At 72.5% G+C, this 22,490-nt stretch carries 20 protein-coding genes and 2 pseudogenes; 15 read left to right on the top strand and 7 right to left on the bottom strand.

Annotation, left to right across the window (positions count from 1 at the left end; all coding sequences use genetic code 11):
• Window positions 1–10 precede the first annotated feature (10 nt).
• Window positions 11–415, bottom strand: a complete 405-nt coding sequence (locus tag RLT59_RS19325) for an Hsp15 family ribosome-associated heat shock protein (protein WP_311304551.1) — start codon at window positions 413–415, stop codon at window positions 11–13.
• A 280-nt stretch (window positions 416–695) separates the two neighbouring features.
• Here RLT59_RS19325 and RLT59_RS19320 point away from each other — a divergent pair, with 280 nt between their 5' ends.
• A complete protein-coding gene (locus RLT59_RS19320) occupies window positions 696–2,108 on the top strand; it encodes a VWA domain-containing protein (RefSeq protein WP_311304550.1) in 1,413 nt (470 codons plus the stop codon).
• Here RLT59_RS19320 and RLT59_RS19315 read toward each other — a convergent pair.
• A complete protein-coding gene (locus RLT59_RS19315; protein WP_311304549.1) occupies window positions 2,057–3,262 on the bottom strand; it encodes a sensor histidine kinase in 1,206 nt (401 codons plus the stop codon). The genes RLT59_RS19320 and RLT59_RS19315 overlap by 52 nt on opposite strands.
• Window positions 3,259–3,912, bottom strand: a complete 654-nt coding sequence (locus RLT59_RS19310) for a response regulator transcription factor (RefSeq protein WP_073733731.1) — start codon at window positions 3,910–3,912, stop codon at window positions 3,259–3,261. The genes RLT59_RS19315 and RLT59_RS19310 overlap by 4 nt, the downstream gene beginning before the upstream one ends.
• 172 nt (window positions 3,913–4,084) lie before the next feature.
• On the opposite strand from RLT59_RS19310, the gene metG reads away from it, so the two are divergent.
• The gene (gene metG / locus RLT59_RS19305; protein WP_311304548.1) at window positions 4,085–5,695 is read left to right on the top strand and encodes a methionine--tRNA ligase; all 1,611 of its coding nucleotides are present in this window, start codon (window positions 4,085–4,087) and stop codon (window positions 5,693–5,695) included.
• 267 nt (window positions 5,696–5,962) lie between these two features.
• Here metG and RLT59_RS19300 read toward each other — a convergent pair whose 3' ends face one another.
• Both RLT59_RS19300 and aspS read right to left on the bottom strand, forming a co-directional pair.
• On the bottom strand, window positions 5,963–6,811 hold the full coding sequence (locus tag RLT59_RS19300; RefSeq protein ID WP_311304547.1) for a L,D-transpeptidase family protein: 849 nt from the start codon (window positions 6,809–6,811) through the stop codon (window positions 5,963–5,965).
• Between the two features lie 278 nt (window positions 6,812–7,089).
• The gene (gene aspS / locus RLT59_RS19295) at window positions 7,090–8,907 is read right to left on the bottom strand and encodes an aspartate--tRNA ligase (RefSeq protein WP_073733359.1); all 1,818 of its coding nucleotides are present in this window, start codon (window positions 8,905–8,907) and stop codon (window positions 7,090–7,092) included.
• A 164-nt stretch (window positions 8,908–9,071) separates the two neighbouring features.
• Between aspS and RLT59_RS19290 the strand changes: the two genes are divergently transcribed.
• Complete coding sequence (locus RLT59_RS19290) at window positions 9,072–11,207, top strand: ATP-binding SpoIIE family protein phosphatase (RefSeq protein WP_311304546.1); 2,136 nt, start codon at window positions 9,072–9,074, stop codon at window positions 11,205–11,207.
• Window positions 11,208–11,241: 34 nt separating this feature from the next.
• Here the strand turns inward: RLT59_RS19290 and RLT59_RS19285 are convergent, their stop codons facing one another.
• Together RLT59_RS19285 and RLT59_RS19280 are read right to left on the bottom strand one after the other, a co-directional pair.
• Window positions 11,242–12,333: an AI-2E family transporter gene (locus RLT59_RS19285; RefSeq protein WP_311304545.1), complete on the bottom strand. Its 1,092-nt coding sequence runs from the start codon at window positions 12,331–12,333 to the stop codon at window positions 11,242–11,244.
• Window positions 12,334–12,418: 85 nt separating this feature from the next.
• The gene (locus RLT59_RS19280) at window positions 12,419–13,375 is read right to left on the bottom strand and encodes a pirin family protein (protein ID WP_311304544.1); all 957 of its coding nucleotides are present in this window, start codon (window positions 13,373–13,375) and stop codon (window positions 12,419–12,421) included.
• A 160-nt stretch (window positions 13,376–13,535) separates the two neighbouring features.
• Between RLT59_RS19280 and RLT59_RS19275 the strand changes: the two genes are divergently transcribed.
• The 12 genes and pseudogenes from RLT59_RS19275 to cysD all read left to right on the top strand — a co-directional run bounded on the left by RLT59_RS19275 (window position 13,536) and on the right by cysD (window position 22,489).
• Window positions 13,536–13,859, top strand: a complete 324-nt coding sequence (locus tag RLT59_RS19275) for a hypothetical protein (protein WP_311304543.1) — start codon at window positions 13,536–13,538, stop codon at window positions 13,857–13,859.
• Window positions 13,860–13,956: 97 nt separating this feature from the next.
• Window positions 13,957–14,364: a VOC family protein gene (locus RLT59_RS19270; protein WP_311304542.1), complete on the top strand. Its 408-nt coding sequence runs from the start codon at window positions 13,957–13,959 to the stop codon at window positions 14,362–14,364.
• Between the two features lie 124 nt (window positions 14,365–14,488).
• On the top strand, window positions 14,489–16,021 hold the full coding sequence (locus RLT59_RS19265; protein WP_311304541.1) for an Ldh family oxidoreductase: 1,533 nt from the start codon (window positions 14,489–14,491) through the stop codon (window positions 16,019–16,021).
• Window positions 16,018–16,962: a Gfo/Idh/MocA family protein gene (locus tag RLT59_RS19260; RefSeq protein WP_311304540.1), complete on the top strand. Its 945-nt coding sequence runs from the start codon at window positions 16,018–16,020 to the stop codon at window positions 16,960–16,962. Before RLT59_RS19265 ends, RLT59_RS19260 begins: the two co-directional genes overlap by 4 nt.
• On the top strand, window positions 16,959–17,711 hold the full coding sequence (locus RLT59_RS19255; RefSeq protein WP_311304539.1) for a hypothetical protein: 753 nt from the start codon (window positions 16,959–16,961) through the stop codon (window positions 17,709–17,711). The genes RLT59_RS19260 and RLT59_RS19255 overlap by 4 nt, the downstream gene beginning before the upstream one ends.
• Complete coding sequence (locus RLT59_RS19250) at window positions 17,708–17,953, top strand: IolE/MocC family protein (RefSeq protein ID WP_311304538.1); 246 nt, start codon at window positions 17,708–17,710, stop codon at window positions 17,951–17,953. The genes RLT59_RS19255 and RLT59_RS19250 overlap by 4 nt, the downstream gene beginning before the upstream one ends.
• A gap of 12 nt (window positions 17,954–17,965) precedes the next feature.
• Window positions 17,966–18,607: a sugar phosphate isomerase/epimerase family protein gene (locus RLT59_RS19245; RefSeq protein ID WP_311304537.1), complete on the top strand. Its 642-nt coding sequence runs from the start codon at window positions 17,966–17,968 to the stop codon at window positions 18,605–18,607.
• Window positions 18,604–19,404 carry a sulfotransferase gene (locus tag RLT59_RS19240; protein ID WP_311304536.1) on the top strand — a complete coding sequence of 267 codons (801 nt, stop codon included), beginning with the start codon at window positions 18,604–18,606 and terminating at the stop codon, window positions 19,402–19,404. Before RLT59_RS19245 ends, RLT59_RS19240 begins: the two co-directional genes overlap by 4 nt.
• Before the next feature lie 92 nt (window positions 19,405–19,496).
• Window positions 19,497–19,706, top strand: a pseudogene (locus tag RLT59_RS19235) (biotin carboxylase); the annotation flags it as partial.
• A complete protein-coding gene (locus tag RLT59_RS19230; RefSeq protein ID WP_311307779.1) occupies window positions 19,680–20,708 on the top strand; it encodes an ATP-grasp domain-containing protein in 1,029 nt (342 codons plus the stop codon). The pseudogene RLT59_RS19235 and the gene RLT59_RS19230, both read left to right, overlap by 27 nt.
• A 239-nt stretch (window positions 20,709–20,947) precedes the next feature.
• Window positions 20,948–21,553, top strand: a pseudogene (locus tag RLT59_RS19225) (glycosyltransferase); the annotation flags it as partial.
• A gap of 21 nt (window positions 21,554–21,574) precedes the next feature.
• Complete coding sequence (gene cysD / locus RLT59_RS19220) at window positions 21,575–22,489, top strand: sulfate adenylyltransferase subunit CysD (protein ID WP_399125704.1); 915 nt, start codon at window positions 21,575–21,577, stop codon at window positions 22,487–22,489.
• Window position 22,490: the final 1 nt, after the last annotated feature.

Raw genomic sequence — 22,490 nt, 5'->3', positions numbered from 1 at the left:
CCCCGCCCGGTCACTCCGCGGGCGGCCCGTCCCCGCGCAGCCTGTCCATCTCGCGCCGGTCCCGCTTCGTCGGCCGCCCCGCCCCCCGGTCCCGTACCGGAACCTGGATCGCGGCCTCGCGCGGCGGCGGGGGCGGGCTGTTGTCGACGAAGCACTCCGCGGCCACCGGAGGCCCGACCCGCTTCTTCACGATCTTCGACACGACCACCACCCGGTCCCGGCCCGCGTGCCGCAGCCGTACCTCGTCGCCGACGTGCAGCGCCTGGGCCGGCTTGGCCCGCTCGCCCGCCACCTTCACATGACCCGCGCGACACGCGGCGGCAGCCTGCGCCCGCGTCTTCGTCAGCCGGACCGACCAGATCCAGACGTCGACCCGAACACTGCCCGCCGCCTGCGGCGCCTCACCGGAAACCATGCCGGTGACTCTAGTGCGCCCGGTGTCCGCAGGCCCCGGACGTATCCGTCAACCAGGCAACTCGGCACTACAGAAATACATGTGAATGACGTACATCAGACCACCACCGCGCAGTTGCAGGACTCGGTCCGGGATCGGTTTCGGCTCGGTTGTCCCTCAGGCGGGCCGCGCCACCGAACGGCCGGATCCGGCCGCTAACCTTACGTATCCGCCCTGGCCAGGGATCAATTCCCGCAGTACGGACATTCATCGCACCCAACTCACGTGAAAGGCCTCGCCCATGGGCATTCGGAGCTTGCTGCGCAAGGTGTTCGGCCGTGACGTCACGGAGCAGGACGGCCCGACGACGGCCACGGTCCCGCCCCAGGGCGAGCGGACCCGGCCCACGGAGTCGTCCTCGGTGGCGGTGGACGAACCGGTCGTGCGGGCCGGGTCGGAGCCCGAACCCGCCCCGGCCGCCAAGGCATCGGTCCCGGCCCCGGCCTCCCCCGCCTCCTCCCGGTCCGCCGGAAGCGACGACGACAGTCTGGCGACGGACCTGGTGGCAGCCGCCTTCGACAAGGCCGCCGCCCCCTCGCCCAAGGCCACTCCCACGGTTCCGCCGCAGGGCTCCGGATCGAGGACGCAGGCCACGGAGACGAAGCCGGAACCTGAACCGGAACCGGAGATTGAGTCGAAGCCGGAGCAAGCGCCCGAGCTGGAGTTGAAGCCGGAGCCGGTCGCGGAGCCGGTGGCTGTCGTGACCCCGGAGCCGGTCGAGGAGCCGTTGGCTGTCGTGACCCCGGAGCCCGTTGAGGCATCGGCGGAAACCCCCGCTGTCGAGCCGGTCGCTACCGAGCCGATCGCCGCCGAGGCCGCTCCTGAGCCGACCGCTCCCGAGCCGATCACCATCGACATGGACCCGGAACCCGAACCGGAACCGGAACCCATCACGGAACCGGAACCTGTCGCCGCGACCGCCACCCCCGCACCCGCGCCCGCGCCCACCCCCGCGCCCACCCCCGCACCCGCCGACGGCAAACCCGCGCTCTCCCTCGCCCGGGTCAAGTCCCGTGCGCCGGAGCTCGTCGCCCCGTACAAGGCGGCCCAGGCCGCGCTGAAGGCGCACGGGCTGACCGGCCTGCGGGCCACCGTCTATCTGGTCCTGGACCGTTCCGGCTCCATGCGGCCGTTCTACAAGGACGGCAGCGCCCAGCACCTGGGCGACCGCACCCTTGCCCTCGCCGCACACCTGGACGAGAGCGCCACCGTCCAGGTCGTCTTCTTCTCGACGGACATCGACGGCACCGGCACGCTCGGGCTGGACGGCCATGAGGGCCGGATCGACGAGCTGAACGCTGGCCTCGGCAGGCTCGGCCGGACGAACTACCACCGGGCCGTCGAAGAGGTCGTCGCGCACTACGAGCAGTCCGGGGCGAGCGGCCCGGCGCTGGTGGTCTTCCAGACGGACGGCCCGCCGGACGTGAAGCAGGCCGCCCGCCAGGCGCTCACCGACGCGGCGCGGCTGCCGCTGTTCTTCCAGTTCGTCGCGTTCGGCGAGCAGGACGCGAAGGGCTTCGACTTCCTGCGGAAGCTGGACGCCCCGAACGCCGGCTTCTTCCACGCGGGCCCCGCCCCGCGCGAGGTCGCGGACGCCGCGTTCTACCGCGAGGTGCTCGCCGCACTGCCCGCGTGGGTCACCGCGGGCGCCTGACCGGCCGGCAGACGTACGGTCACGGCGAGGCCGCCCTCCGGGCCCGGCACCGCCGTGACCGTACCGCCGTGCGCCTCCGCGATGGACCGCACGATCGAGAGCCCCAGCCCCGAGCCGGGCCCCATCCGGTCCTTGCCCTCGCCCCGCCGGAACGGCTCGAACAGCCCGGGGATGTCCGCGCCGTCCACCACCGGACCGGTGTTGCACACCCACAGCGCCCCGTCCCCGCCCGACCCGCCCGCGACGGTCAGCGACACCTCCACCGTCCCGCCGGGCACGTTGTACGTCACCGCGTTGGCCAGCAGGTTCGCCACCAGCTGGGCCAGCAGCATCCGGTTCCCCCGCACCGCGCACCCGGCCGCCGTCACGGTCACCCCCGGGTACCGGCCCGCCTCCTCCGCCACCACCCGGGCGAGGTCCACGTCCTCCCGCTCCCCGTTCGCGAGCCCGCGCTCGCTGCGCGCCAGCACCAACAGGCCCTCGATGAGCCGTTCGCTGCGCCGGTTGTTGTCCAGGAGCGTCTGCCGGGTCCGTACGAGGTCGTCGGGTGTCGGGTCGTCCAGGCCGACCTGGATCGCCGCCCGCTGGGTGGCCAGCGGGGTCCGCAGCTCGTGCGAGGCGTTGGCGATGAACCGCCGCTGGCTGTCGAAGGCCTTCTCCAGCCGGGCGAGCAGCGCGTCGAGGGTGTCGCCCAGCTCCTTCAGCTCGTCGTCGGGGCCGCTGGAGGCGATCCGTTCGTGCAGCGTGTGCTCGGAGAGCCGGCGCGCCTTGGCGGTCATGACGTGGACCGGCCGCAGGACCCGCCCCGCGGTCCACCAGCCGACGCCCACCGCGCAGGCCGTCATCACGAGCAGCGCGGCGGCGGACCAGATGAGCAGCTGGTGCCCGGCCGCGTCGCTGACGTGGTCGGTGAGGTCGTAGACGGTGGGCGGACCGAGGCTCCGGCGGGTGACGAGGGGGCCGTTCACCGCGTAGCCGGGCTGCACGACCGCGGCCGTGCGGGCGATGGAGCGGGCCTGCGAGTCCGTACCGGCGCGGGAGGCCAGGTTGACGGTGACCAGCAGGGCCGTGCCGAGCACCAGGAACACCCCGCCGTACACGAGCGCGATCCGGGTCCTGATCGTGGAGTGCGGCACCCGGGCAGGCTGCTTCACAGGGCGTACCCGACACCCTGCACGGTGCGGATCACCGCCGGTTCACCGAGTTTGCCGCGCAGCTTGCTCATGCAGACGCGGACCGCGCCGGTGAAGGGGTCGGCGTTGGCGTCCCAGGCGCGCTCCAGCAGCTCCTCCGCGCTGACCGTCGCGCCGTCGGCCTCCAGCAGCAGCTGCAGCACGGTGAACTCCTTCGGTGAGAGGTCCAGCTCCTGCCCGTCCCGGGACGCGGTACGCCGTACGGTGTCGAGCCGGATCCCGTACCGCACCAGCTGCGGCGGCACGGGGCGGGCGCTGCGCCGCCGCAGCGCGCGGACCCGCGAGACCAGCTCGGGGAACTCGAACGGCTTGCCCAGATAGTCATCGGCGCCCAGGTCGAGGCCGGAGACCCGGTCCTCCATGGACCCGGCGGCGGTGAGCATCAGGATCCTGGTGCGGGAGCCGGAGGCCACGAGTCCGCGGGCCACGTCGTCGCCGTGCACCCGGGGCAGGTCCCGGTCCAGGACGACGACGTCGTAGTCGTGCAGTCCCAGGTAGGCCTGGGCCGCGTCGCCGCTGTACACGGTGTCGACGGCGAACCCCGCCCGCCGCAGCCCGGTCGCGACCAGCTCCGCCAGGATCTCCTCGTCCTCGGCGACCAGTACCCGCATCGTGATGTCCTCTGCCTCGTCCATGCGTGTCCACTCCATCCCAGGATGCGTCTTTGCTACCGGAAGGAATGTTTCGCAAAGCTCTCCCCTCCGCTGCCGCGTCCGCTCTCCCCTTCCGCCCCCGCGCATATCGGTGTGAGTGGATCTTCGTCGGACCGTTAGGATTTCGACCATGGCGGCCACTGGATCAGAGAAGCAGGGGGGCGAGGACGTGAAGAGCTTCTACGTCTCGACCCCCATCTACTACGTCAACGACGCTCCTCACCTGGGCCACGCCTACACGACCGTCGCAGGCGACGTGCTCACCCGCTGGCACCGCCAGCGGGGCGAGAAGGTGTGGTACCTCACCGGCACGGACGAGCACGGTCAGAAGATCATGCGCACGGCCGAGGCGAACAACGTCACGCCCCAGGCGTGGTGCGACAAGCTCGTCGAGGAGTCCTGGAAGCCCCTCTGGGAGCACCTCGGCATCGGGAACGACGACTTCATCCGTACGACGGAGAAGCGTCACACCGACCGTGTGCAGGAGTTCGTCCAGGACCTGTACGACAAGGACGAGATCTACAAGGGCGGGTACGAGGGCCCGTACTGCGTGGGCTGCGAGGAGTACAAGCTCCCCGGCGACCTCATCGAGGCGGAGGACGGCACGAAGCTGTGCCCGATCCACAAGAAGCCGGTGGAGATCCTCAAGGAGGAGAACTACTTCTTCAAGCTGAGCCAGTACGGCCCGAAGCTGCTTGCGTTCTACGCGGCCAACCCCGGTTTCATCCAGCCCGAGTCGGCCCGCAACGAGGTCGTGAACTTCGTGAAGCAGGGCCTCCAGGACCTGTCGATCTCGCGCTCGACCTTCGACTGGGGCGTCCCGGTCCCGTGGGACGACAAGCACGTCATCTACGTATGGGTCGACGCGCTGCTCAACTACGCGACGGCGGTCGGCTACGGCGCCAACCAGGAGAAGTTCGACGCCACGTTCCCGGCGAACGTGCACCTGGTCGGCAAGGACATCCTGCGCTTCCACGCGGTGATCTGGCCCGCGATGCTGATGGCGCAGGGTCTGCCGCTGCCCGGCAAGGTCGTCGCCAACGGCTGGCTGATGGTCGGCGGCGAGAAGATGTCGAAGTCGAACCTGACGGGCATCAAGCCGCAGGACCTCACCTCGCACTTCGGCGTGGACGCGTACCGCTGGTACTTCCTGCGGGCCATCGCCTTCGGCAGCGACGGCTCGTTCTCCTGGGAGGACTTCACCGCCCGCTACACCTCCGAGCTCGCCAACGACTACGGCAACCTGGCCTCGCGCCTCGCGGCCATGGTCGGCAAGTACTACGGCGGTGCGCTCCCCGAGGCCACGGCCGCGGGCGAGCCCGAGCAGGCGGTGCGGGACGGGCTGACGAAGGCCGTCGCGGAGGCCGACCGGAAGATCGGTGAGGAGCTGGACTTCCAGGGCGGCATCCTGTCGATCTTCGACTTCGTGAAGCAGGTCAACGGCTACATCACGGAGCAGGAGCCGTGGAAGGTCGCCAAGGACGAGTCGCCGGAGGGCCGGGCCCGCCTCGCGACCATCCTGTACACCGCCGCGGAGGCGCTGCGCGGTGTCGCGGTCCTGCTGAACCCCGTCATGCCGGACACCTCGCAGAAGCTGTGGGAGTCCCTGGGCGCGGAGCAGTCCCTGGGCGCGCTGTCCGACCAGCGCCTGCTGGAGGCCGCCGACTGGGGCCGGCTGTCGCCGGGCGCAACGGTGACGAAGGGCGCGGTGCTGTTCCCGCGCCTGGAGGAGAAGCCGTAGGCCCCTCTGGGACCGAGTCTTCGAGTGGGCGTCGGGCCCCGTGCCGGTTACCACTTTGCGGGGCGCGGGGTTCCGTCCTCAATCGCCGGACGGGCTTGGGTGGTGCGGGTGCTCCGCGGAGGGGCACCGCCCCCCACCCACCGGACAGGCGCACCCCGCACAGGCGGAGCACCCGCACAAAATCAAGCCCGTCCGGCGTTTGAGGACGGAACCCTGACGCCCGGACCGGGGCGCCCAGCACCGGAAACCGCAGGGCCCCGGGCTCCGTCAGCGTAGGAGCGAGTCCGCGTCGCCCATCACGATGACCGGCTCCTTCGCCGGGTCGAGCAGGCCGAGGAGCTCCTTCATCCGGTCCTCCGTGAGCGAGACGCAGCCCTGGGTGGGGCCGCCGTGGTCGACGTGGATCCAGATGCCGCCGCCCCGCTCGTCACCGAGGGGCCGGGTGTGGTCCAGGGGGGAGGTGCCGGGGAGACGGTTGTAGTCGATGGCGATGACGTAGTCGAACGAACCCTCCAGCGGCTCCCCGTGGAAGCCCTCGCCCTCCACCTTGAAGTCCGGACTCAGGTCGTACGGGAACGCCGTGGCCGGGGGGTCCAGGCGGCCGCCGGCCGCGGTCAGGGTGAAGACGCCGACGGGTGAGCGGAGGTCGCCCTCCCAGTGCTCGTCCGTCCAGCCGTTCAGGGCGTTGTGGGCGGGCCAGGGCGCCATGGCCGCCCGCCAGTCCGCGGTGGGCGACTCGCGGGTGTAGAGCACGGCGGTGGAGCGGTTGGAGTCCATGGCCTCGCCGGTGACGACGAACGCCTGGCGGGTAGCGGCCGGGATCGCCGCCCCGGTCCGCGGGCCGAGCCCGGGGATCTGCCGGGGCGGGCCCGGCGACGGTCCGGGCCGCGCGACGGCGGGCCCGGCCGAGGACTGCGCGGACGACGGCACGGGGGGCGCCTCGGGCGACGACGCTACGGACCCGGCCGGGCCGGGAACACCCGAGGTCCCCCTGAGGGCGGCGCTGTCCCCCGTACCGAAGAGGCCGCCCGATCCGCACCCGGTCAGCAGCAGGACGAGAACGGCGCAGAAGACGTACGGGAGCCGCAGAGGAACGCTCGAACGGGGCACGGACACGGAGGCGCTCCTCAGCAGTCTGTGGCGAGCCGCGGGGCTTTGCGGCACGGCGAGGGGTCCGCTGTGCCGATGTCGGCCCAGGCAGTCTTTGCCGCAGCCGGGACCGGCCAATCCGGCGCCGGGGCCATCCGGCTGTACCCGTTCAGGTGATTCGTGTACTTGTATGCCCGGAGCCCGGGTGCGGGCGGGTCCCGCCAGGACGTGGACAGGACGTGAAACAGCCCCCGGCCGACCGGCCGGGGGCTGTTTCACGTGGAACCGAAGCGGAACCGCTGACGCTACTTCGCGCCGGTGTCCCTGACGACCGAGTCCTTGGCCTCGGCCTTCTCCTTCGCGGGCGCGACCGGCTTGCGGAGCTGGATGTTCAGCTCACGCAGCCGCGTCTCGTCCAGCACCGTGGGCGCGCCCATCATCAGGTCCTGGGCGTTGCCGTTCAGCGGGAAGGCGATCGTCTCGCGGATGTTGGGCTCGTCGGCCAGCAGCATCACGATGCGGTCGACGCCCGGGGCGATGCCGCCGTGCGGCGGGGCGCCGAGGCGGAAGGCGCGGAGCATGCCCGCGAACTCCTGCTCGACGGTCTCGCGGTCGTAACCGGCGATCTCGAAGGCCTTGAGCATCAGCTCGGGCTCGTGGTTACGGATGGCGCCGGAGGACAGCTCGATGCCGTTGCAGACGATGTCGTACTGCCAGGCGAGGATGTCGAGCGGGTCCTTCTCCTCCAGGTCCTTCAGTCCGCCCTGGGGCATCGAGAAGGGGTTGTGCGAGAAGTCGATCTTGCCGGTGTCCTCGTCCTTCTCGTACATCGGGAAGTCGACGATCCAGCAGAACCGGAAGACACCGTCCTCGAAGTGGCCGGCGCGCTTGGCGGCCTCGACGCGGACGACGGACATGATCTTGGAGACCTCGTCGAACTCGCCGGCGCCGAAGAACACGGCGTGGCCGGGCACGAGGGAGAGCCGCTCGGTGAGCGTCTTGACGTCCGCCTCGGTGAGGAACTTGGCGATCGGGCCCGCGAGCTTGCCGTCCTCGCCGACCCGGACCCAGGCGAGGCCCTTGGCGCCGTGCTCGACGGCGTAGTCACCGAGGCCGTCGAAGAACTTCCGGGACTGGCCCGCGGTGTCCGGCACCGGGAGCGCCCGGACGTGCTTGCCGGCGAAGGCCTTGAACTCCGAGTCCGCGAAGACGTCGGAGATGTCGACGAGCTCCAGCTTGGCGCGCAGGTCCGGCTTGTCGTTGCCGTACTTCAGCATCGACTCGCGGAACGGGATGCGCGGGAACGGCGAGGTGACGTGGCGGCCGTTGCCGAACTCCTCGAAGAGCTCGGTCATCAGCTTCTCGATCGGGCGGAAGACGTCCTCCTGCTCGACGAACGACATCTCGACGTCGAGCTGGTAGAACTCGCCGGGCGACCGGTCGGCGCGGGCGTCCTCGTCGCGGAAGCACGGCGCGATCTGGAAGTAGCGGTCGAAGCCCGAGATCATCAGCAGCTGCTTGAACTGCTGCGGGGCCTGCGGCAGCGCGTAGAACTTGCCGGGGTTCAGCCGGGACGGGACCACGAAGTCACGGGCGCCCTCGGGAGAGGTCGCGGTGAGAATCGGCGTCGCCATCTCGTTGAAGCCGAGGGCCACCATCTTGGAGCGGATCGAGGCGATCACGGAGGAGCGCAGCATGATGTTGCGGTGCATGCGCTCGCGGCGCAGGTCGAGGAAGCGGTACTCCAGGCGCCGCTCCTCGTTGACCCCGTCCTCCGCGTTGATCGTGAAGGGCAGCGGAGCGGCCTCGCCCAGCACCTCGACCTCGGTGACCTCGATCTCGATCTCGCCGGTCGGGAGCTCCGGGTTGACGTTGTCGGCGCCACGGGCGGAGACCTTGCCGTCGATCCGTACGACGGTCTCCTTGGTCAGCTTCGCCAGGGCGTCGTTGCCGGGGGTGCCGGGGCGTGCGACGAGCTGCACCAGACCGTAGTGGTCGCGCAGATCGATGAAGAGGATGCCACCCAGGTCTCGGCGATTGTGCAGCCAGCCGCTCAGCCGGACGTCGGTGCCGACGTCAGAGGCGCGGAGCTCGCCGCAGGTGTGGGACCTGTACCGATGCATCGTCGTTCATCCAGTCTTCGCGGTTGGGGGCACATACAGCCACCCCAGGCTACCGCCCGCGACCCGACCGTTTCATTGCCGTTGTCCCCGGCGAGGACGTCGGGGGGCGTGGCAGCCGGGACCGTCGGTGGCGTTCGAGTGCCACATCTTCTCAAAGTGGGGCAATGCGCACCGAGGAAGTCCTGGCCGCGACCGCGACCGGTCTCTGGCGCTGGGACAACGCAGCCGGGGTCGTCACGCTTGACGGGGAGGCGGCCCGGCTGCTGGAGCTGCCCTCCGAATCGGGCGTCTTCCGTGAGTCGGAGGTGCGCTCCCGTTTCCACCCCGTCGACTGGAACGAGATCTACGGGGTGGTCAGCCTGGCCGTCGCCGAGGGCACGCTGGCCGAGGCCCGGCTGCGGATCGTGGACGGCCACGGACGGGTGGTGCGTACCGTACGGAGCCGTTCCCGGCCGCTGCCGCCCGCGGACGACAGTGACGAGGACTACGTGCTGGTCGGCACGCTCCAGGAGGTGGCGGAGCCGGAGCCGGGCGCGAACGGGGCGCAGAGCCGGATCACCGGCGACTGGCGCCGGTCCCGGGAGGCGTTCCTGCTGGACGCGGGACGCGCACTGGCCGAGGCCCGGTCGACGGCGGAGGTGCTGCGGGTCGCCTACTCGCTCTCCATGCCCGGCTTCTCGCCGGACGGGCTGGCGGTCTTCGGGATCGAGGGCGAGCGGCTGACGATCGTCGGGCACCACGGGCACCACTCCGGTGACGAGGGACCGTTCAACGACATGCCGCTGGAGACCGACTACCCGGCCGCGGAGGTCGTGCGGACGGGGCGGGCGATCTATCTGCCCAGCCCGGAGGAGTACGTCCACCGCTACCCGGCCACCTGGCCGCTGGCCCGCCGGTTCGGGCGCCGCTCCTGGGCCTTTCTGCCGCTGATCGTGGCGGGCCGCACGATGGGCGCCTGGATGGCCGGCTTCCGGCACCCGGTGTCGTTCTCGCCGGACGAGCGGTCCGTGCTGACGACGGTGGCCAGGATGCTCGCGCAGGCGCTGGCCCGCGCCGGGATCGCCGAGACCGAGCGGGAGCTGTCCGAGGGGCTCCAGCGCACGATGATGCCGTCCCTGGGGACCGGCATCCCGGGGATGACGGTGGCCGCGCGGTACGTGCCGACCGGGGGCGGGCTCCAGGTCGGCGGCGACTGGTACGACATGATCCCGCTGCCCAACGGCCGGGTCGCCCTCGTCATCGGTGACGTCCAGAGCCATGACGTGCGGGCGGCGGGGCTGATGGGCCAGTTGCGGATCGCCCTGCGCGCGTACGCCTCCGAGGGGCACCGCCCGGACGCGGTGCTCTCGCGGGCCTCGCGCTTCCTCTCCGGGCTCACCGACGCGAACGAGGACGCGGAGCACACCGGACCGCGCTTCGCGACCTGCCTGTACGCCGAGGCGGACCCGGCCACCGGCACCCTCGACATCGCGCGGGCCGGGCACCCCGACCCCGTGGTGATGACGCCCGACGGGACCGCGTTCATCCGGCAGACCGCGGGCGGGCTCCCGCTGGGCATCGAGGCGGACACGGACTACCCGACGACCCGGTTCACCCTGGAGCCAGGAGAAACGATCATGCTCTGCACGGACGGGCTGATCGAGACCGGCGGGCACGACCTGGCCACCGGCTGGGTCCGGCTGCGGCCGATCCTGGAACGGCACACCAGTGATCTGGAGAAGCTCGCGGACGCCCTGGTGCAGGCGGTGCACGGGCCCACCTCGCACTACACGACGGGCCCGCTCGCGGACCGCCGCGAGGACGACGTCGCGGTGCTGCTGCTGCGCCGCGAGAGCCCGGCGTCCCGGCTGACCCCGCCGCGGCGGACCGCGCTGACCATCGCCCAGGCCGAACCCGAGCGGATCGCGGCGGCCCGGCAGCAGGTGCGCGAGATGCTGCACGACTGGGCGGACCCGGAGCAGGTCGATTCCGCGGTGCTGATGATCTCCGAGATGGCCACGAACGCGCTGGTCCACACGGACGGCGACGCGCTGATGGTGGCGCAGGCCAGCGGGGAGCACGGAGAGCGGCGGCTGCGGGTGGAGGTGGCCGACGGCAGCGACGAACTGCCGCACAAGCGGCGGCCCGGCGAGATGGCGTCCAGCGGGCGGGGACTGGTGCTGATGGAGATGCTCGCCGACGCGTGGGGGGTGGACCCGCGCGGTGAGGGCAAGTCGATCTGGTTCGAGCTGTACGAGTCGGCGGAGCTGGTGGACCCGGTGGAGTCGGCGGAGCCGATGGGGGTGGAGGCGGAGCTGTAGCGGGCCCGCCGCACACTCTGGGCCGGATGGCGTGTCAGGCGGGCTGCGGGGGCGGGTCCGGTGCTTCGGCCTGGGGATCCGCCGGGGGCAGCCGGCCCTCGCGCAGTTCACCGAGGACGCCGAACGCCGCCGCGCACACCGGGACGGCGAGCAGCATCCCCAGCAGGCCCGCCACGCTCGCGCCCGCCGTCAGCGCGATCATGATGGTGGCGGGGTGCATCTGGACCGTACGGCTCTGGATCACCGGCTGGAGGATGTGGCCCTCCAGCACCTGCACGGCGAGCACGATCCCGAGCGCCCAGAGCGCGATCACGAAGCCCCGGTCCGCGAGCGCCACCAGGACCGCGACGGCGCCCGAGATGAACGCCCCCAGATACGGGATGTAGGCGCCGACCAGCACGAGCGCGCCCAGCCCCACCGCGCCGGGCACCCGCAGGATCAGCAGGCCGACCGTGATGCAGACGGCGTCGATGAGCGCGATGAACGTCGTACCGCGCATGAAGCCCTCTACGGCCTCGAACGCGCGCCGCCCCATCGCCTCGACCAGGTCACCGGCGCCGCGCGGGGCGATGGAGTGCGCGAGGTGCGCGGCCCGGTCGGAGTCGCGCAGGAAGAAGAAGGTCAGCAGCAGGGCGAGCACGCTCGTGGCGATGAGCGAACCGACCAGGCTGAGTCCGCTCAGCAGCCCGCCTGCGGCGCTCGCGCCGAACTTCTCGACGAGCTTCTTGCCGCTGTCGGCCAGGTTGCCCACGTTCGTGTTGCCGGTGACGCCGAAGTGGTCGACGACCCACTGACCGGCGTCCTTCAGCGACTGCACGATCTGCTCGCCGGTGTCGACGAGCGCGGCGACGACGATGTATCCGGCGCCGCCGACCACCGCGACGAGCAGCACGCAGGTGAACGCGGCCGCCACCGAACGGTTCACCCCGTGCTTGGTCAGCCGGCGGTGCACCGGGCCGAGCAGCGCCGTACCGAGCAGCGCGAGCAGGACGGGGGTGACGGCGGTCTTGAGCGCGACGCAGAGCCAGATGGCCACCGCGGCGACGCCGGTGACCAGCAGGACGACACCGCACCAGGCGGCCAGTCGCCGGGCACCCACGGGCAGGAGGGGCTTGGGGGTCTGCACCCTCCCCACCCGATCACGCCCCGGGGGCGGTGTCCCGCCCACGCCGCCGTACGAGTGACGAACCGTCATACGGCGGCGGCGCGGCTCACATCCCGTGGACGGCGGGCACGGTGCCGAGGCGGCCGGCCTGGAAGTCCTCGAAGGCCTGCTTCAGTTCGGCCTGGCTGTTCATCACGAACGGCCCGTAGTGCGCCATCGGCTCCCGGATGGGACGCCCGCCGAGCAGGACGACCTCCAGCTCCGGGGTGTTGCCGTCCTGCTGCTCGTCCGCGCGGACGGTCAGCGAGGAGCCCGCGCCGAAGACGGCGGTCTGGCCCATGTGGACGGGCCTGCGGTCCTCGCCCACGGTGCCCCGGCCGGCCAGCACGTAGGCGAGGCCGTTGAAGTCCTCGCGCCACGGCAGGGTCACCTCGGCGCCGGGGCGCACGGTCGCGTGGATCATCGTGATGGGGGTGTGGGTGGCGCCGGGGCCCTGGTGTCCGTCGAGCTCGCCCGCGATCACCCGGAGCAGCGCGCCGCCGTCGGGGGAGGCGAGCAGCTGCACCTGGCCGCCGCGGATGTCCTGGTAGCGCGGGGCCATCATCTTGTCGGCCTTGGGCAGGTTCACCCAGAGCTGGAGGCCGTGGAAGAGGCCGCCCGACGTGACGAGCGACTCCGGCGGGGCCTCGATGTGGAGCAGCCCGGACCCGGCGGTCATCCACTGGGTGTCACCGTTCCGGATGGTGCCGCCGCCACCGTTGGAGTCCTGGTGCACGAAGGTGCCGTCGATCAGGTAGGTGACGGTCTCGAAGCCGCGGTGCGGGTGCCAGGGGGTGCCCTTCGGCTCACCGGCCGCGTACTCCACCTCACCCATCTGGTCCATCATGATGAACGGGTCGAGGTACTTGTAGTTGATCCCCGCGAAGGCGCGGCGCACGGGGAATCCCTCGCCCTCGAAGCCGCTGGGTGCCGTGGTCACGGCGAGCACCGGACGGGCGACGGCGTCGCCAGAGGCGGCGACCTTGGGCAGGGTCAGCGGGTTTTCGACGGTAACTGCGGGCATGGGAGCCACCTCCGGGGACTGTTCTGCGACCAATTTAGTTGAATGGTGAACATCCTGCAAGGCGTCATCCATTCCCGCGGCTCCGCCGGGCGCGGGGACCGACCCCGGAGGACCGGCCCGGCACAGGATCGGCCCCACGGAGGATCGACCCCCCTGAGGGGTGGGTGGTACCTATGGGTCAGCGCTCTGTCCCCTCTCGGCGGCCCACGCCTGCCCGGACGCGGTGGGCGAGATCGTCGAGGTGGCGGGCGAGGAGGAGGCCCGCGCCCTGGAGGGCGTCGTCGACGTCGAGGTGCTGCGCGAACCCGGCAAGCGGCTCAAGGGAGTCACCGGTTCCTTCGCCCGGGGTGCACATGTCTGCGCGGTGGGCACGTCACAGGACGAGGCGTTGCGGCGTGCCCAGGAAGGCGTACGGAAACTGTCGTTCACCGTACGCAGTGACGGCATGGCCGCACGCCACGAGGCACTCGCCTCGACCGGCTGACACCACGTCGGCCGATCCGTACCGCACCGCACCGCACCGGCGTCCCCGGAACCGGACCGGTGCCCGCGCAACAGAGAGAAGAGAGACGAGACGAGACATGACCGACCTGAACAACGAACAGACCGGCGCCGACCACGCGTTCGGGGGACTGCACCACGTCCAGCTGGCCATCCCGCCGGGCGGCGAGGACCAGTGCCGGGCGTTCTGGGGCGAGGTCCTCGGGATGACGGAGCTGGCGAAGCCCCCGGTCCTCGCCGCCCGGGGCGGGTGCTGGTTCCGCGGTGGCGGCCTGGAGGTCCACCTCGGCGTCGAGCAGGACTTCTCGCCCGCGCGCAAGGCGCACCCCGGGATCCTCGTCGAGTCGCTGCGCGGCCTGGCCAAGCGGCTGGAGGAGGGCGGCCACGAGGTGACGTGGGACGACAACTTCCCGGGCCACGACCGCTTCTACGCGTTCGACGAGTTCGGCAACCGGCTGGAGTTCCTGGAGCCGACGGCCGCGTCCTAGGGGACCTCTCCCGAGGGCCCGCACGGGGTCGTCCCGTGACATCGCGGGACGACCCCGTGCAGGCCCCGCCCCGGACGACCCGGTGGTGTTCCGACCCTTGCCACAGCATTTCGAGGAGCCAGCAATGACCGAATCAGCGGGCAGGCCGCCCGGATTCCGCATCGCGGACCTGATCGTGGCCGAGGGCCCCGAGGGCGCGGAGCGCATCCTGATCGCGGGGCTGACCGTCACCGTGGCCGCCGGCGAGATCGTCGCGGTGCTCGCGGACGGCACCGGGTCCGCGGCCGCCCTGATCCAGGTGCTCGCCGGACGGCGGCGGGCCCAGTACGGGGCGATCGACGCCGGCCGGACCGGCCGGTCCCGGCGGATCAGGCCGTCCCTCCCGGCGGGCGTCAGCGTGGTGGCCGCGCACGAGCGCTGCCCGGACGGGCCGGCCCCCGTCCTGGTCGTCGATGCCACCGGGCGGCGGCCCGAGGAGTCCGGCGCCGAACCGGCGCGCACCGCGGCCCGGCGGGGCGGCGCGGTGCTCCTGGTCACCACCGACGCGGAGGTGGCGGCGTCCGCCGACCGGACCGTCCACCTCAACCGCGCCCCCCGTCCCGAGCCCCGCCCGAAGGCGGCGGTCCGCTTCACCACCGAGGCGCTGCGGGAGGCGGCCGCCGGATCGCTGACCGCCGCCGGGGTCGGCGCCGAGCGCGCCGCCCTGGTCGCCCGGGTCCTCGTGGACGCCGATGTGCGGGGTCACTTCTCGCACGGTGTCGGCCTGCTGCCGATGTATCTCGACCGGCTGCGGCAGGGCGGCATCGACCCCGCCGCAGAGCCCGAGTGGAGCCAGGAGGAGGGGTCCGTCGTACGCCTCGACGCCCGCGGCGGGTTCGGACAGGTGGCCGCGGACCTCGCGGCCGGACGCTGCGCGGAGCGGGCCGCCCACACCGGGCTGGCCGCCGTCGCCGTCCGGGGCAACAACCACGTCGGGATGCTCGCCGCCTACCGCGACCACTTCGTCCGGCACGGCGTGGTCGGCCTCGTCCTCAACGTCTCCGGTCCGAGCGTCGCCGCACCCGGCGCGGGGCGCCCGACGCTCGGGAACGACGCCGTGTGCATGGTCGTCCCCCGCGAGGACGGGTCCCCGCTCGTCGTGGACTTCGCCACCGGGACGGTCGCCAGCGGAAAGAGCCGGCACGCCGCGCACCGCGGCGAACAGGTGCCCGCGAACTGGCTGGTGGACCGCGAGGGCCGCCCCACCACCGATCCGGAGGAGCTCGACCGGGGCGGTGCCGTACCGGTCTTCGGCGGGTACAAGGGACTCGGCGTCGCGGTGATCACCGAGGTGCTGGCCGGCGGCACGGTGAGCCCCCTCGTCCACAAGCAGCGCGCGGAGCCCGAGCGGACCATGGACTGCTCCCAGCTGTTCCTCGCCCTGGCGCCGGACGCGTTCGGCGACCCTCCGGTGGAGGAACTGCTCGACGTCCTGTCGGGCGCGGTGGCCGCCGGCTACCCCCAGGGGCCGCCCGAGGTCCATCTGCCGGAACAGCAGGAGCGGCTGGCCGAGACCGTGGCAGCCGAACACGGCGTCCCCGTACCGGCGTCGGTCGTCGAGCAGCTCGGCTGGGGCGCCCTCCACGCCGCCCCGGCCACCACGGGAGGTGCCGCATGAGCCCGCGACTCGGTGTGGGCGTCGTCGGATTCGGCATCGCCGCCCAGCAGCACGCCGCCGCACTGGAGCAGCTGCCGGAGGCGGGGATCGTGTCCGTCCTGGAGCAGGACCCCTCGGTCGACACCGGCCGTCACCACCGGGCCGGTTCCCGGGAGTCGCTCCTCGACGACCCGCGCGTCGACCTGGTGGCCCTGTGCGTGCCGCCCGGCGGGCGGGCGCGGCTGGCGGTCGAGGCGCTGGAGGCGGGCAAGCCCGTCCTGCTGGAGAAGCCGCCCGCCGTGTCGGTGGACGAGATCGACCGGATCGCGGCCGCCGCCCGGCGGACCGGGCTGCCGGTCGGCGTCATGCTCCAGCACCGGATGCGGCTGCCGGCGGCGGCCCTCGCCGCCACCTGGTCGGCGTCCTCCGTCACCGGGGTCCTGGAGGTGTCGCGGTTCCGGCCGCCGGCCCACTACCGGCGGGCCGGCTGGCGCAGCGATCCCACCATGGCGCTGGGCGGGATCTCCGCCCACCTGGGGGTCCACTACCTCGACCTGGCGTGCCAGCTGCTCGGGGAGCCGGAGGCGGTGCGCCTGACGCCGACCAGGGAGGTCGCCGCGGGCATCGACACCCGCGTCACCGGAATGGTCGCCTTCCGGTCCGGGGCCACGCTCGCGTTCACCGTGACCGCCGAATCGACGGTCCGTACCGAACGGCTCCAGATCCTCGGGCCCGACGGCGGGTTCAACATCACCGACGGCATGGTGATGACCCAGCTCGACGGCACGGAACGGACCTGGCCCACGGTGGCGACCTCACAGCTGCGCACCGAGGTCTACCGGGAGATGGCCGAGGCCGTGGCGACGGGGCGTCCCCCGACGCGCTGCCACCTCGACGGCGCCCGTGCGGTGACCGACATCCTCTCGTCGATCGCGGCCACCGCCTCGGCGGTGGCCGCGTGAAGCCGCTGATCGGTGTCTCCTCCGGCGCCGCGCCGCGCCTCGACGCCGGGGCCCTGGCCGGCCTCGCCCTCTCGTGCGGCGGCACGGCCGTCGACGGCAGGGACGGCAAGGGCCAGGCGTGGGAGGCCGGCGGGCTCGGCGCCCTGCGCGCCGCCGGGGCCGAGGTCTGCTTCGTCGGCGTCTCCACCGTGCTGGGCTCCGCGGAGCACCCGCCCGGCTCCGTCGACGGCCTGCGCATGCCGGAGCGGGGCCTGCCGGTGAAGGTCTTCGCGGCCGCCGGGTGCACCGCCCCCGACCGTTTCGCCCTGACGCTCGCGCAGATCGAGGCGCTGACCGCCAGGGTCGGTGACAGCTCCCTCGTCCTGGTGGAGACCCACCACGGATACGCGCCCGTGGCCGAGCTCGACGAGCTGTGCCGCCGCGCGGGCACCTCGGTCCTGCTCGACACGATGGGCCTCGCCAGGATCGACGCCGACCCCGGCGCGGCGGCGGCCCGGCTGGCCCGCTGGATCCCCTACGCCCAGGTCAAGGGGTTCGACTGGGACGAGCCCGCCACATCGAGGCACCGGCCGCTCGCCTCCGCCCGGCCCGAGCTGACCCGGAAGGTCCTCGACGCGGCGGGTGAACTGCGCGCGGTGACCGTCGAGTCGAAGGCCCCGTCGCTCGCCGAGGACATGGCCCTGCTGCGCGAGTGGTACCCACCGGAGCCGCCCCTCCCCCAGGTCCTCAGCGAGGAGATCCTTTCGTGAGACTCGCCATCATCAACGACGAACCGTCCCAGGACATCGAGCAGGCGGCGGCCACGACGGCCCGCCTCGGCTTCGACGGGCTGGAGATCCGCTCCAGCGACGGCGTCGCGCCGCAGCGCATGGACGACGCGGCCCTGGCCCGAATACGGGCGACCGTGGCCCGGCACGGGCTGCGGGTGGCCGGCTTCGACCCGCCGGCGCTGAAGTGCGAACTGCCCCGCACCGCCGCCGAGACGGACTAGGCCCGCGCGCTGGTGACGGACTCCGTACGCCGCGCCGAGCTGCTCGGAGCACCGTTCGTCCGCGGCTTCACCTTCTACCGGCAGGGCGACCCGGACCCGCGCAGGGCCGCCGCCGCCGCCCGGGAGGTCCTGGACGGCGTCCCCTTCGACCGCGTCCCGCTGCTCGTCGAGACGGGCATGCGGACCAACAGCCCGACCATGCGCCACACCCTGGAGTTCCTGGACGCGCTGGGCGACGACCGGCTCTGCATCCTGTGGGATCCGGGCAACAGCGTCTTCAGCGGCTGGGACCCGGCCCCGTTCCCGCAGGACTACGCGCTCGGCCGCGAACGCATCAGGCACGTCCATGTGAAGGACCCGGACGGCCGGCGGGCCTATGTCCGCCTCGGTGACGGGGACCTGCCCTGGCCCGCGATCCTCGACCGGCTGGCCGAGGACGGATACCGGGACTGGATCTCCCTGGAGACGCACTGGCGCATCGGCCGGGTGCTGGACCAGGCGCAGCGGGACGAGCCGTGGGGCGAGGAGTTCACCGCCGGCGGTTTCGAGGCCGGCACCACCTGTATGCGGCTGCTCCGCGAGATGACGCGGGCCGCGGGCGAGGACGCCGTCCCCGCCGACCCCTACGCGCACACGGTGGAGGCCGGCGCATGAACGACTCACCCGTAATCCTGCTCGGCGGCCGGCGCTGCGGCACCACCGCCCTCGCCTACGCGATGAATCTGGCCTTCCACGACGCGGGCGGCCACTTCACCGTCAACGGCAAACTCCCCTATCTGCTGCACCGCTGGCTGAACCGGCAGGACCTGGCCGACCACCATCTGCGTACGGACGAGATCCTGCACGCCCTGGACCGCCGGCCGCCGGACGGCTCGGGCGTCGAACGCTGGCGCGCCCGGGTGGAACAGAGCCTGCGGGCCGCCGCCAGGGACGTCGCGGAGGGCGCGTGCGGAGACGACCCGGTGGACCTGGCCCGGCAGATCGTCGCCGAGACCCAGGGCGGACTGCCGCACTGCGGGGACAAGTACAACGAGTACCTGCTGCATCTGCCCTGGTTCCGCGAGGTACTGCCGAACGCCCGCTACGTGATGCTGGTGCGCCACCCGGAGGAGGCGGCCCGCTCGATGCTGCGCTGGAAGGGCGACCGGCCCTATGTGCCGCTCACGCGGGAGGCAGCTCTCGCCAAGTGGACGTCCTGGAACCGGCACTGGCTCGACTTCGCACCCGCGGTACCGGCCTGGAACGCCCTGGTCGTCGAGTACCACGCACTGTGCCGGGGCGAGGAGACCGAACGCCTGTCACGGTTCACCGGTCTCGGCCTCGCCCCGTACCTCGCCGGACTGAAGCCCCGTTCCCCGGCGGCGGACACCGATGACGCACTCCCGGCGGACACCGCCTCCGTGTGGGAGGCGCTGCGCCTGTCCGCGCTTCCCACGCTCGCCCGCGCCTGATCCGCAGAACTCCTGACGAAGGTGATTCCCTTGCCCGCAACCCGCGTTCTCGTCGTCGGCGGTAAGGCCGGCATCGTCCGCAGGCCGCAGCGCTCGGTCTCGACGTGGTGCACATCCAGAAGCCCTCCGCGTTCGACCCGGACGTGGTGGAGCACTGCTCCCAACTGCTGCTCGTCGACTACCAGGACGTCCCCACCGTGACCGCCCTGGTGCGCGCCCTGCACGAACAGCGCCCGTTCGCCCGGGTCTTCACCCAGACCGAGGCTGCCCAGGTGGTGGCGGGCCATCTCACCGACGCGCTCGGACTGCCCGGCAACGGCGAGCGGACCACCCGGCTGCTGCACGACAAACCGTCCCTGCGCGCCCTGTTGAACGAACAGGGCATCGGACCGGTGCGGACGGTGACCCGGCCGACCGCCGCCGAGCTGCGCGACTTCGTCAAGGCGGCGGGCTCCGCCGTCCTCAAGCCGACCATGGGCTCCGGCAGCCTGGGTGTCCGGCGGATCGCGTCCGTCGACGCGGTCGACGAGGCGTGGGCGTGGCGCGAGACCTTCGGCCTCGACGACTTCATGGCCGAGGAGTGGCTCGTCGGCGAGGAACTCAGCGTCGAGACGTTCTCCCGGGCCGGGGCGCACACCGTCGTCGCGGTCACCGGCAAGGAGACCGGGCAGGGGGTGGTCGAGCTCGGCCATGTGGTGCCCGCGCCCCTGGACGGAGCCGACCGGCAGGCCGTCGTCTCGACCGTCGAGGCCCTGCTGAACGCGGTGGGCCTCGTGGACGGGCCGGCGCACACCGAACTGATCCTCACCGCCGCCGGTCCCCGCGTCATCGAGTCGCACAGCCGTCGCGGCGGGGACCCTATCAACGAACTGGTCCGCCTGGTCCACGGCGTCGACCTGGAGGGGGCCGCCTACCGGCTCGCCCTGGACGGCGACCCGCTGCCGCGCCCGGCGGAGCCGACGGGGGCGGCCGCCATCCGCTTCCTCGTCGCGGAGCCGGGAACCGTCACCTCGGTGACGGGCGCGGCGGAGGCCGAGGCGATGGACGGCGTCGTCCAGGTCGCCGTCCAGGTAGAGCCCGGGGACACGGTGCACGAACTGCGCTGGTCGGAGGACCGCTGCGGCCATGTCGTGGTCCGCGCGACCCACGCGGAGGCCGCCGTGCGGCTCGCCGCGGAGGCCGCGGCCCGCATCGTGATCACCACGGAGCCGGCCGATGGCGACGACGGGCGGCCCGCCACGCTCGGCACGCTCCTCGACGAGGTGGACGAGGTCCTCGACCCGTTCGCCGCCGCACCCCGGTGACCTGCCACGTCCCGCCGCCCCCTACGAGCCCCGCCCGGCCCGCTCAGGTGGCCGTGGCGCATGTCCGCAAGGAGTAGAACCGCGATGAGTACGACATCCCCAGACGACGGCAAGCAGGTCTCCGTGGTGGTCGCCACCCGGAACCGCCCCACCGACATCGACGCACTGCTGACCGCGATCGCGGCGTGCGACACGGGCATCGTCCATGAGGTGATCCTGGTCGACGACGCCACGGACGGCGCCGCGGCGCGGCGGCCGGCCGCAACCTCGCGGGCCAGGAGGCGACCGGCGACGTACTGGCGTTCCTCGACGACGACGCCCGGCCCCTGCCCGACTGGTTCGACGTCCCCGACAAGGCGCTCACCCCCGGGCGGGCGGCGATCACCGGCCGGGTGCTGCCGTTCGACAGCAGTGTGGTGGCCCGCGCCCGCCAGTACCGCTACGAGGTCCGCTACGCACAGCACGTCCCCGGCAGCGAGGTCACGTTCTTCGCGGGCGGCAACTCGGCGGTGTGGACGGAGGCGTTCCGCGCTGCCGAGGGCTTCCCCGACCAGGTCACCACGAGCGACAACGGTCTGGTGGAACGGCTCTCCGAGTCCGGTGGACGGGTGCACTTCGTGCCGGGGCTCCGGGTGGCCCACCGCAACAGCAAGGGCGCCGGAATCGCGCTGCGCGAGGCCTGGCGCGCCGGCCGGCTGGCCCCGCGCAGCGCGCCCGCGTCCGCGCTGCGCCGGTTCGCGGCCAGCGCCCGGTCCCAGCCCTGGTCGGTCGACCCGGCGGCCGCCGGCCTCAACCTGGGCCTCCAGGCGGCGAATTCGCTGGCCACCGCACTCCCGGCGGCCTGAGCGATGGCGAGTACGGGGGCAGTGCGCCAGGCGGACGCGGGAGCCACGCTCTCCCACCTGGACGTCCTGGAGTCGGAGGCGGTGCACATCTTCCGCGAGGTGGCGGGGGAGTTCGAGCGGCCGGTGATCCTGTTCTCCGGCGGCAAGGACTCGATCCTGATGCTGCACCTGGCGCTCAAGGCGTTCGCGCCCGCGCCGGTGCCCTTCACGCTGCTCCACGTGGACACCGGGCACAACTTCCCCGAGGTGCTCGACTTCCGCGACCGGGTGGTGGCGGAGCACGCGCTGCGGCTGCGGGTTGTCTCGGTGCAGGACTACCTGGACCGGGGTGTGCTGCGCGAGCGCCCGGACGGTACGCGCAACCCGCTCCAGACCGTGCCGCTGACGGAGGCGATCCAGCAGCACCGCTTCGACGCGGTGTTCGGCGGCGGGCGGCGTGACGAGGAGAAGGCGCGGGCGAAGGAGCGGGTGTTCTCGCTGCGCGACGAGTTCTCCCAGTGGGACCCGCGTCGCCAGCGCCCCGAGCTGTGGCAGCTGTACAACGGCCGGCACGCGCCCGGCGAGCATGTTCGGGTCTTCCCGCTGTCGAACTGGACCGAGCTCGACGTCTGGCAGTACATCGAGCGCGAGGGCATCGAACTCCCGCAGATCTACTTCGCCCACCAACGCGAGGTCTTCAGCCGCTCCGGCATGTGGCTCACCGCGGGCGACTGGGGCGGTCCCGAGGAGCACGAGCGGACCGAGACCCGCCAGGTCCGCTACCGCACCGTCGGGGACATGTCCTGCACCGGCGCCGTCGACTCCGACGCCACCACCCTGGACGCCGTCATCACCGAGATCGCCGCCTCCCGGCTCACCGAGCGGGGCGCGACCCGCGCCGACGACAAGATGTCAGAGGCCGCGATGGAAGACCGCAAGCGCGAGGGGTACTTCTGAC

It is taken from the genome of Streptomyces sp. ITFR-6, assembly GCF_031844725.1.
Lineage (GTDB): Bacteria > Actinomycetota > Actinomycetes > Streptomycetales > Streptomycetaceae > Streptomyces.
This window is presented reverse-complemented; position numbering and strand designations above follow the sequence as displayed.

Bases quoted from the DNA above. Each gene is read 5' to 3' on its own strand.
- RLT59_RS19325 (WP_311304551.1), bottom strand. From the start codon at position 415: ATGGTTTCCGGTGAGGCGCCGCAGGCGGCGGGCAGTGTTCGGGTCGAC.
- RLT59_RS19320 (WP_311304550.1), top strand. From the start codon at position 696: ATGGGCATTCGGAGCTTGCTGCGCAAGGTGTTCGGCCGTGACGTCACG.
- RLT59_RS19310 (WP_073733731.1), bottom strand. From the start codon at position 3,912: ATGCGGGTACTGGTCGCCGAGGACGAGGAGATCCTGGCGGAGCTGGTC.
- metG (WP_311304548.1), top strand. From the start codon at position 4,085: ATGGCGGCCACTGGATCAGAGAAGCAGGGGGGCGAGGACGTGAAGAGC.
- aspS (WP_073733359.1), bottom strand. From the start codon at position 8,907: ATGCATCGGTACAGGTCCCACACCTGCGGCGAGCTCCGCGCCTCTGAC.
- RLT59_RS19290 (WP_311304546.1), top strand. From the start codon at position 9,072: ATGCGCACCGAGGAAGTCCTGGCCGCGACCGCGACCGGTCTCTGGCGC.
- RLT59_RS19280 (WP_311304544.1), bottom strand. From the start codon at position 13,375: ATGCCCGCAGTTACCGTCGAAAACCCGCTGACCCTGCCCAAGGTCGCC.
- RLT59_RS19270 (WP_311304542.1), top strand. From the start codon at position 13,957: ATGACCGACCTGAACAACGAACAGACCGGCGCCGACCACGCGTTCGGG.
- RLT59_RS19265 (WP_311304541.1), top strand. From the start codon at position 14,489: ATGACCGAATCAGCGGGCAGGCCGCCCGGATTCCGCATCGCGGACCTG.
- RLT59_RS19260 (WP_311304540.1), top strand. From the start codon at position 16,018: ATGAGCCCGCGACTCGGTGTGGGCGTCGTCGGATTCGGCATCGCCGCC.
- RLT59_RS19240 (WP_311304536.1), top strand. From the start codon at position 18,604: ATGAACGACTCACCCGTAATCCTGCTCGGCGGCCGGCGCTGCGGCACC.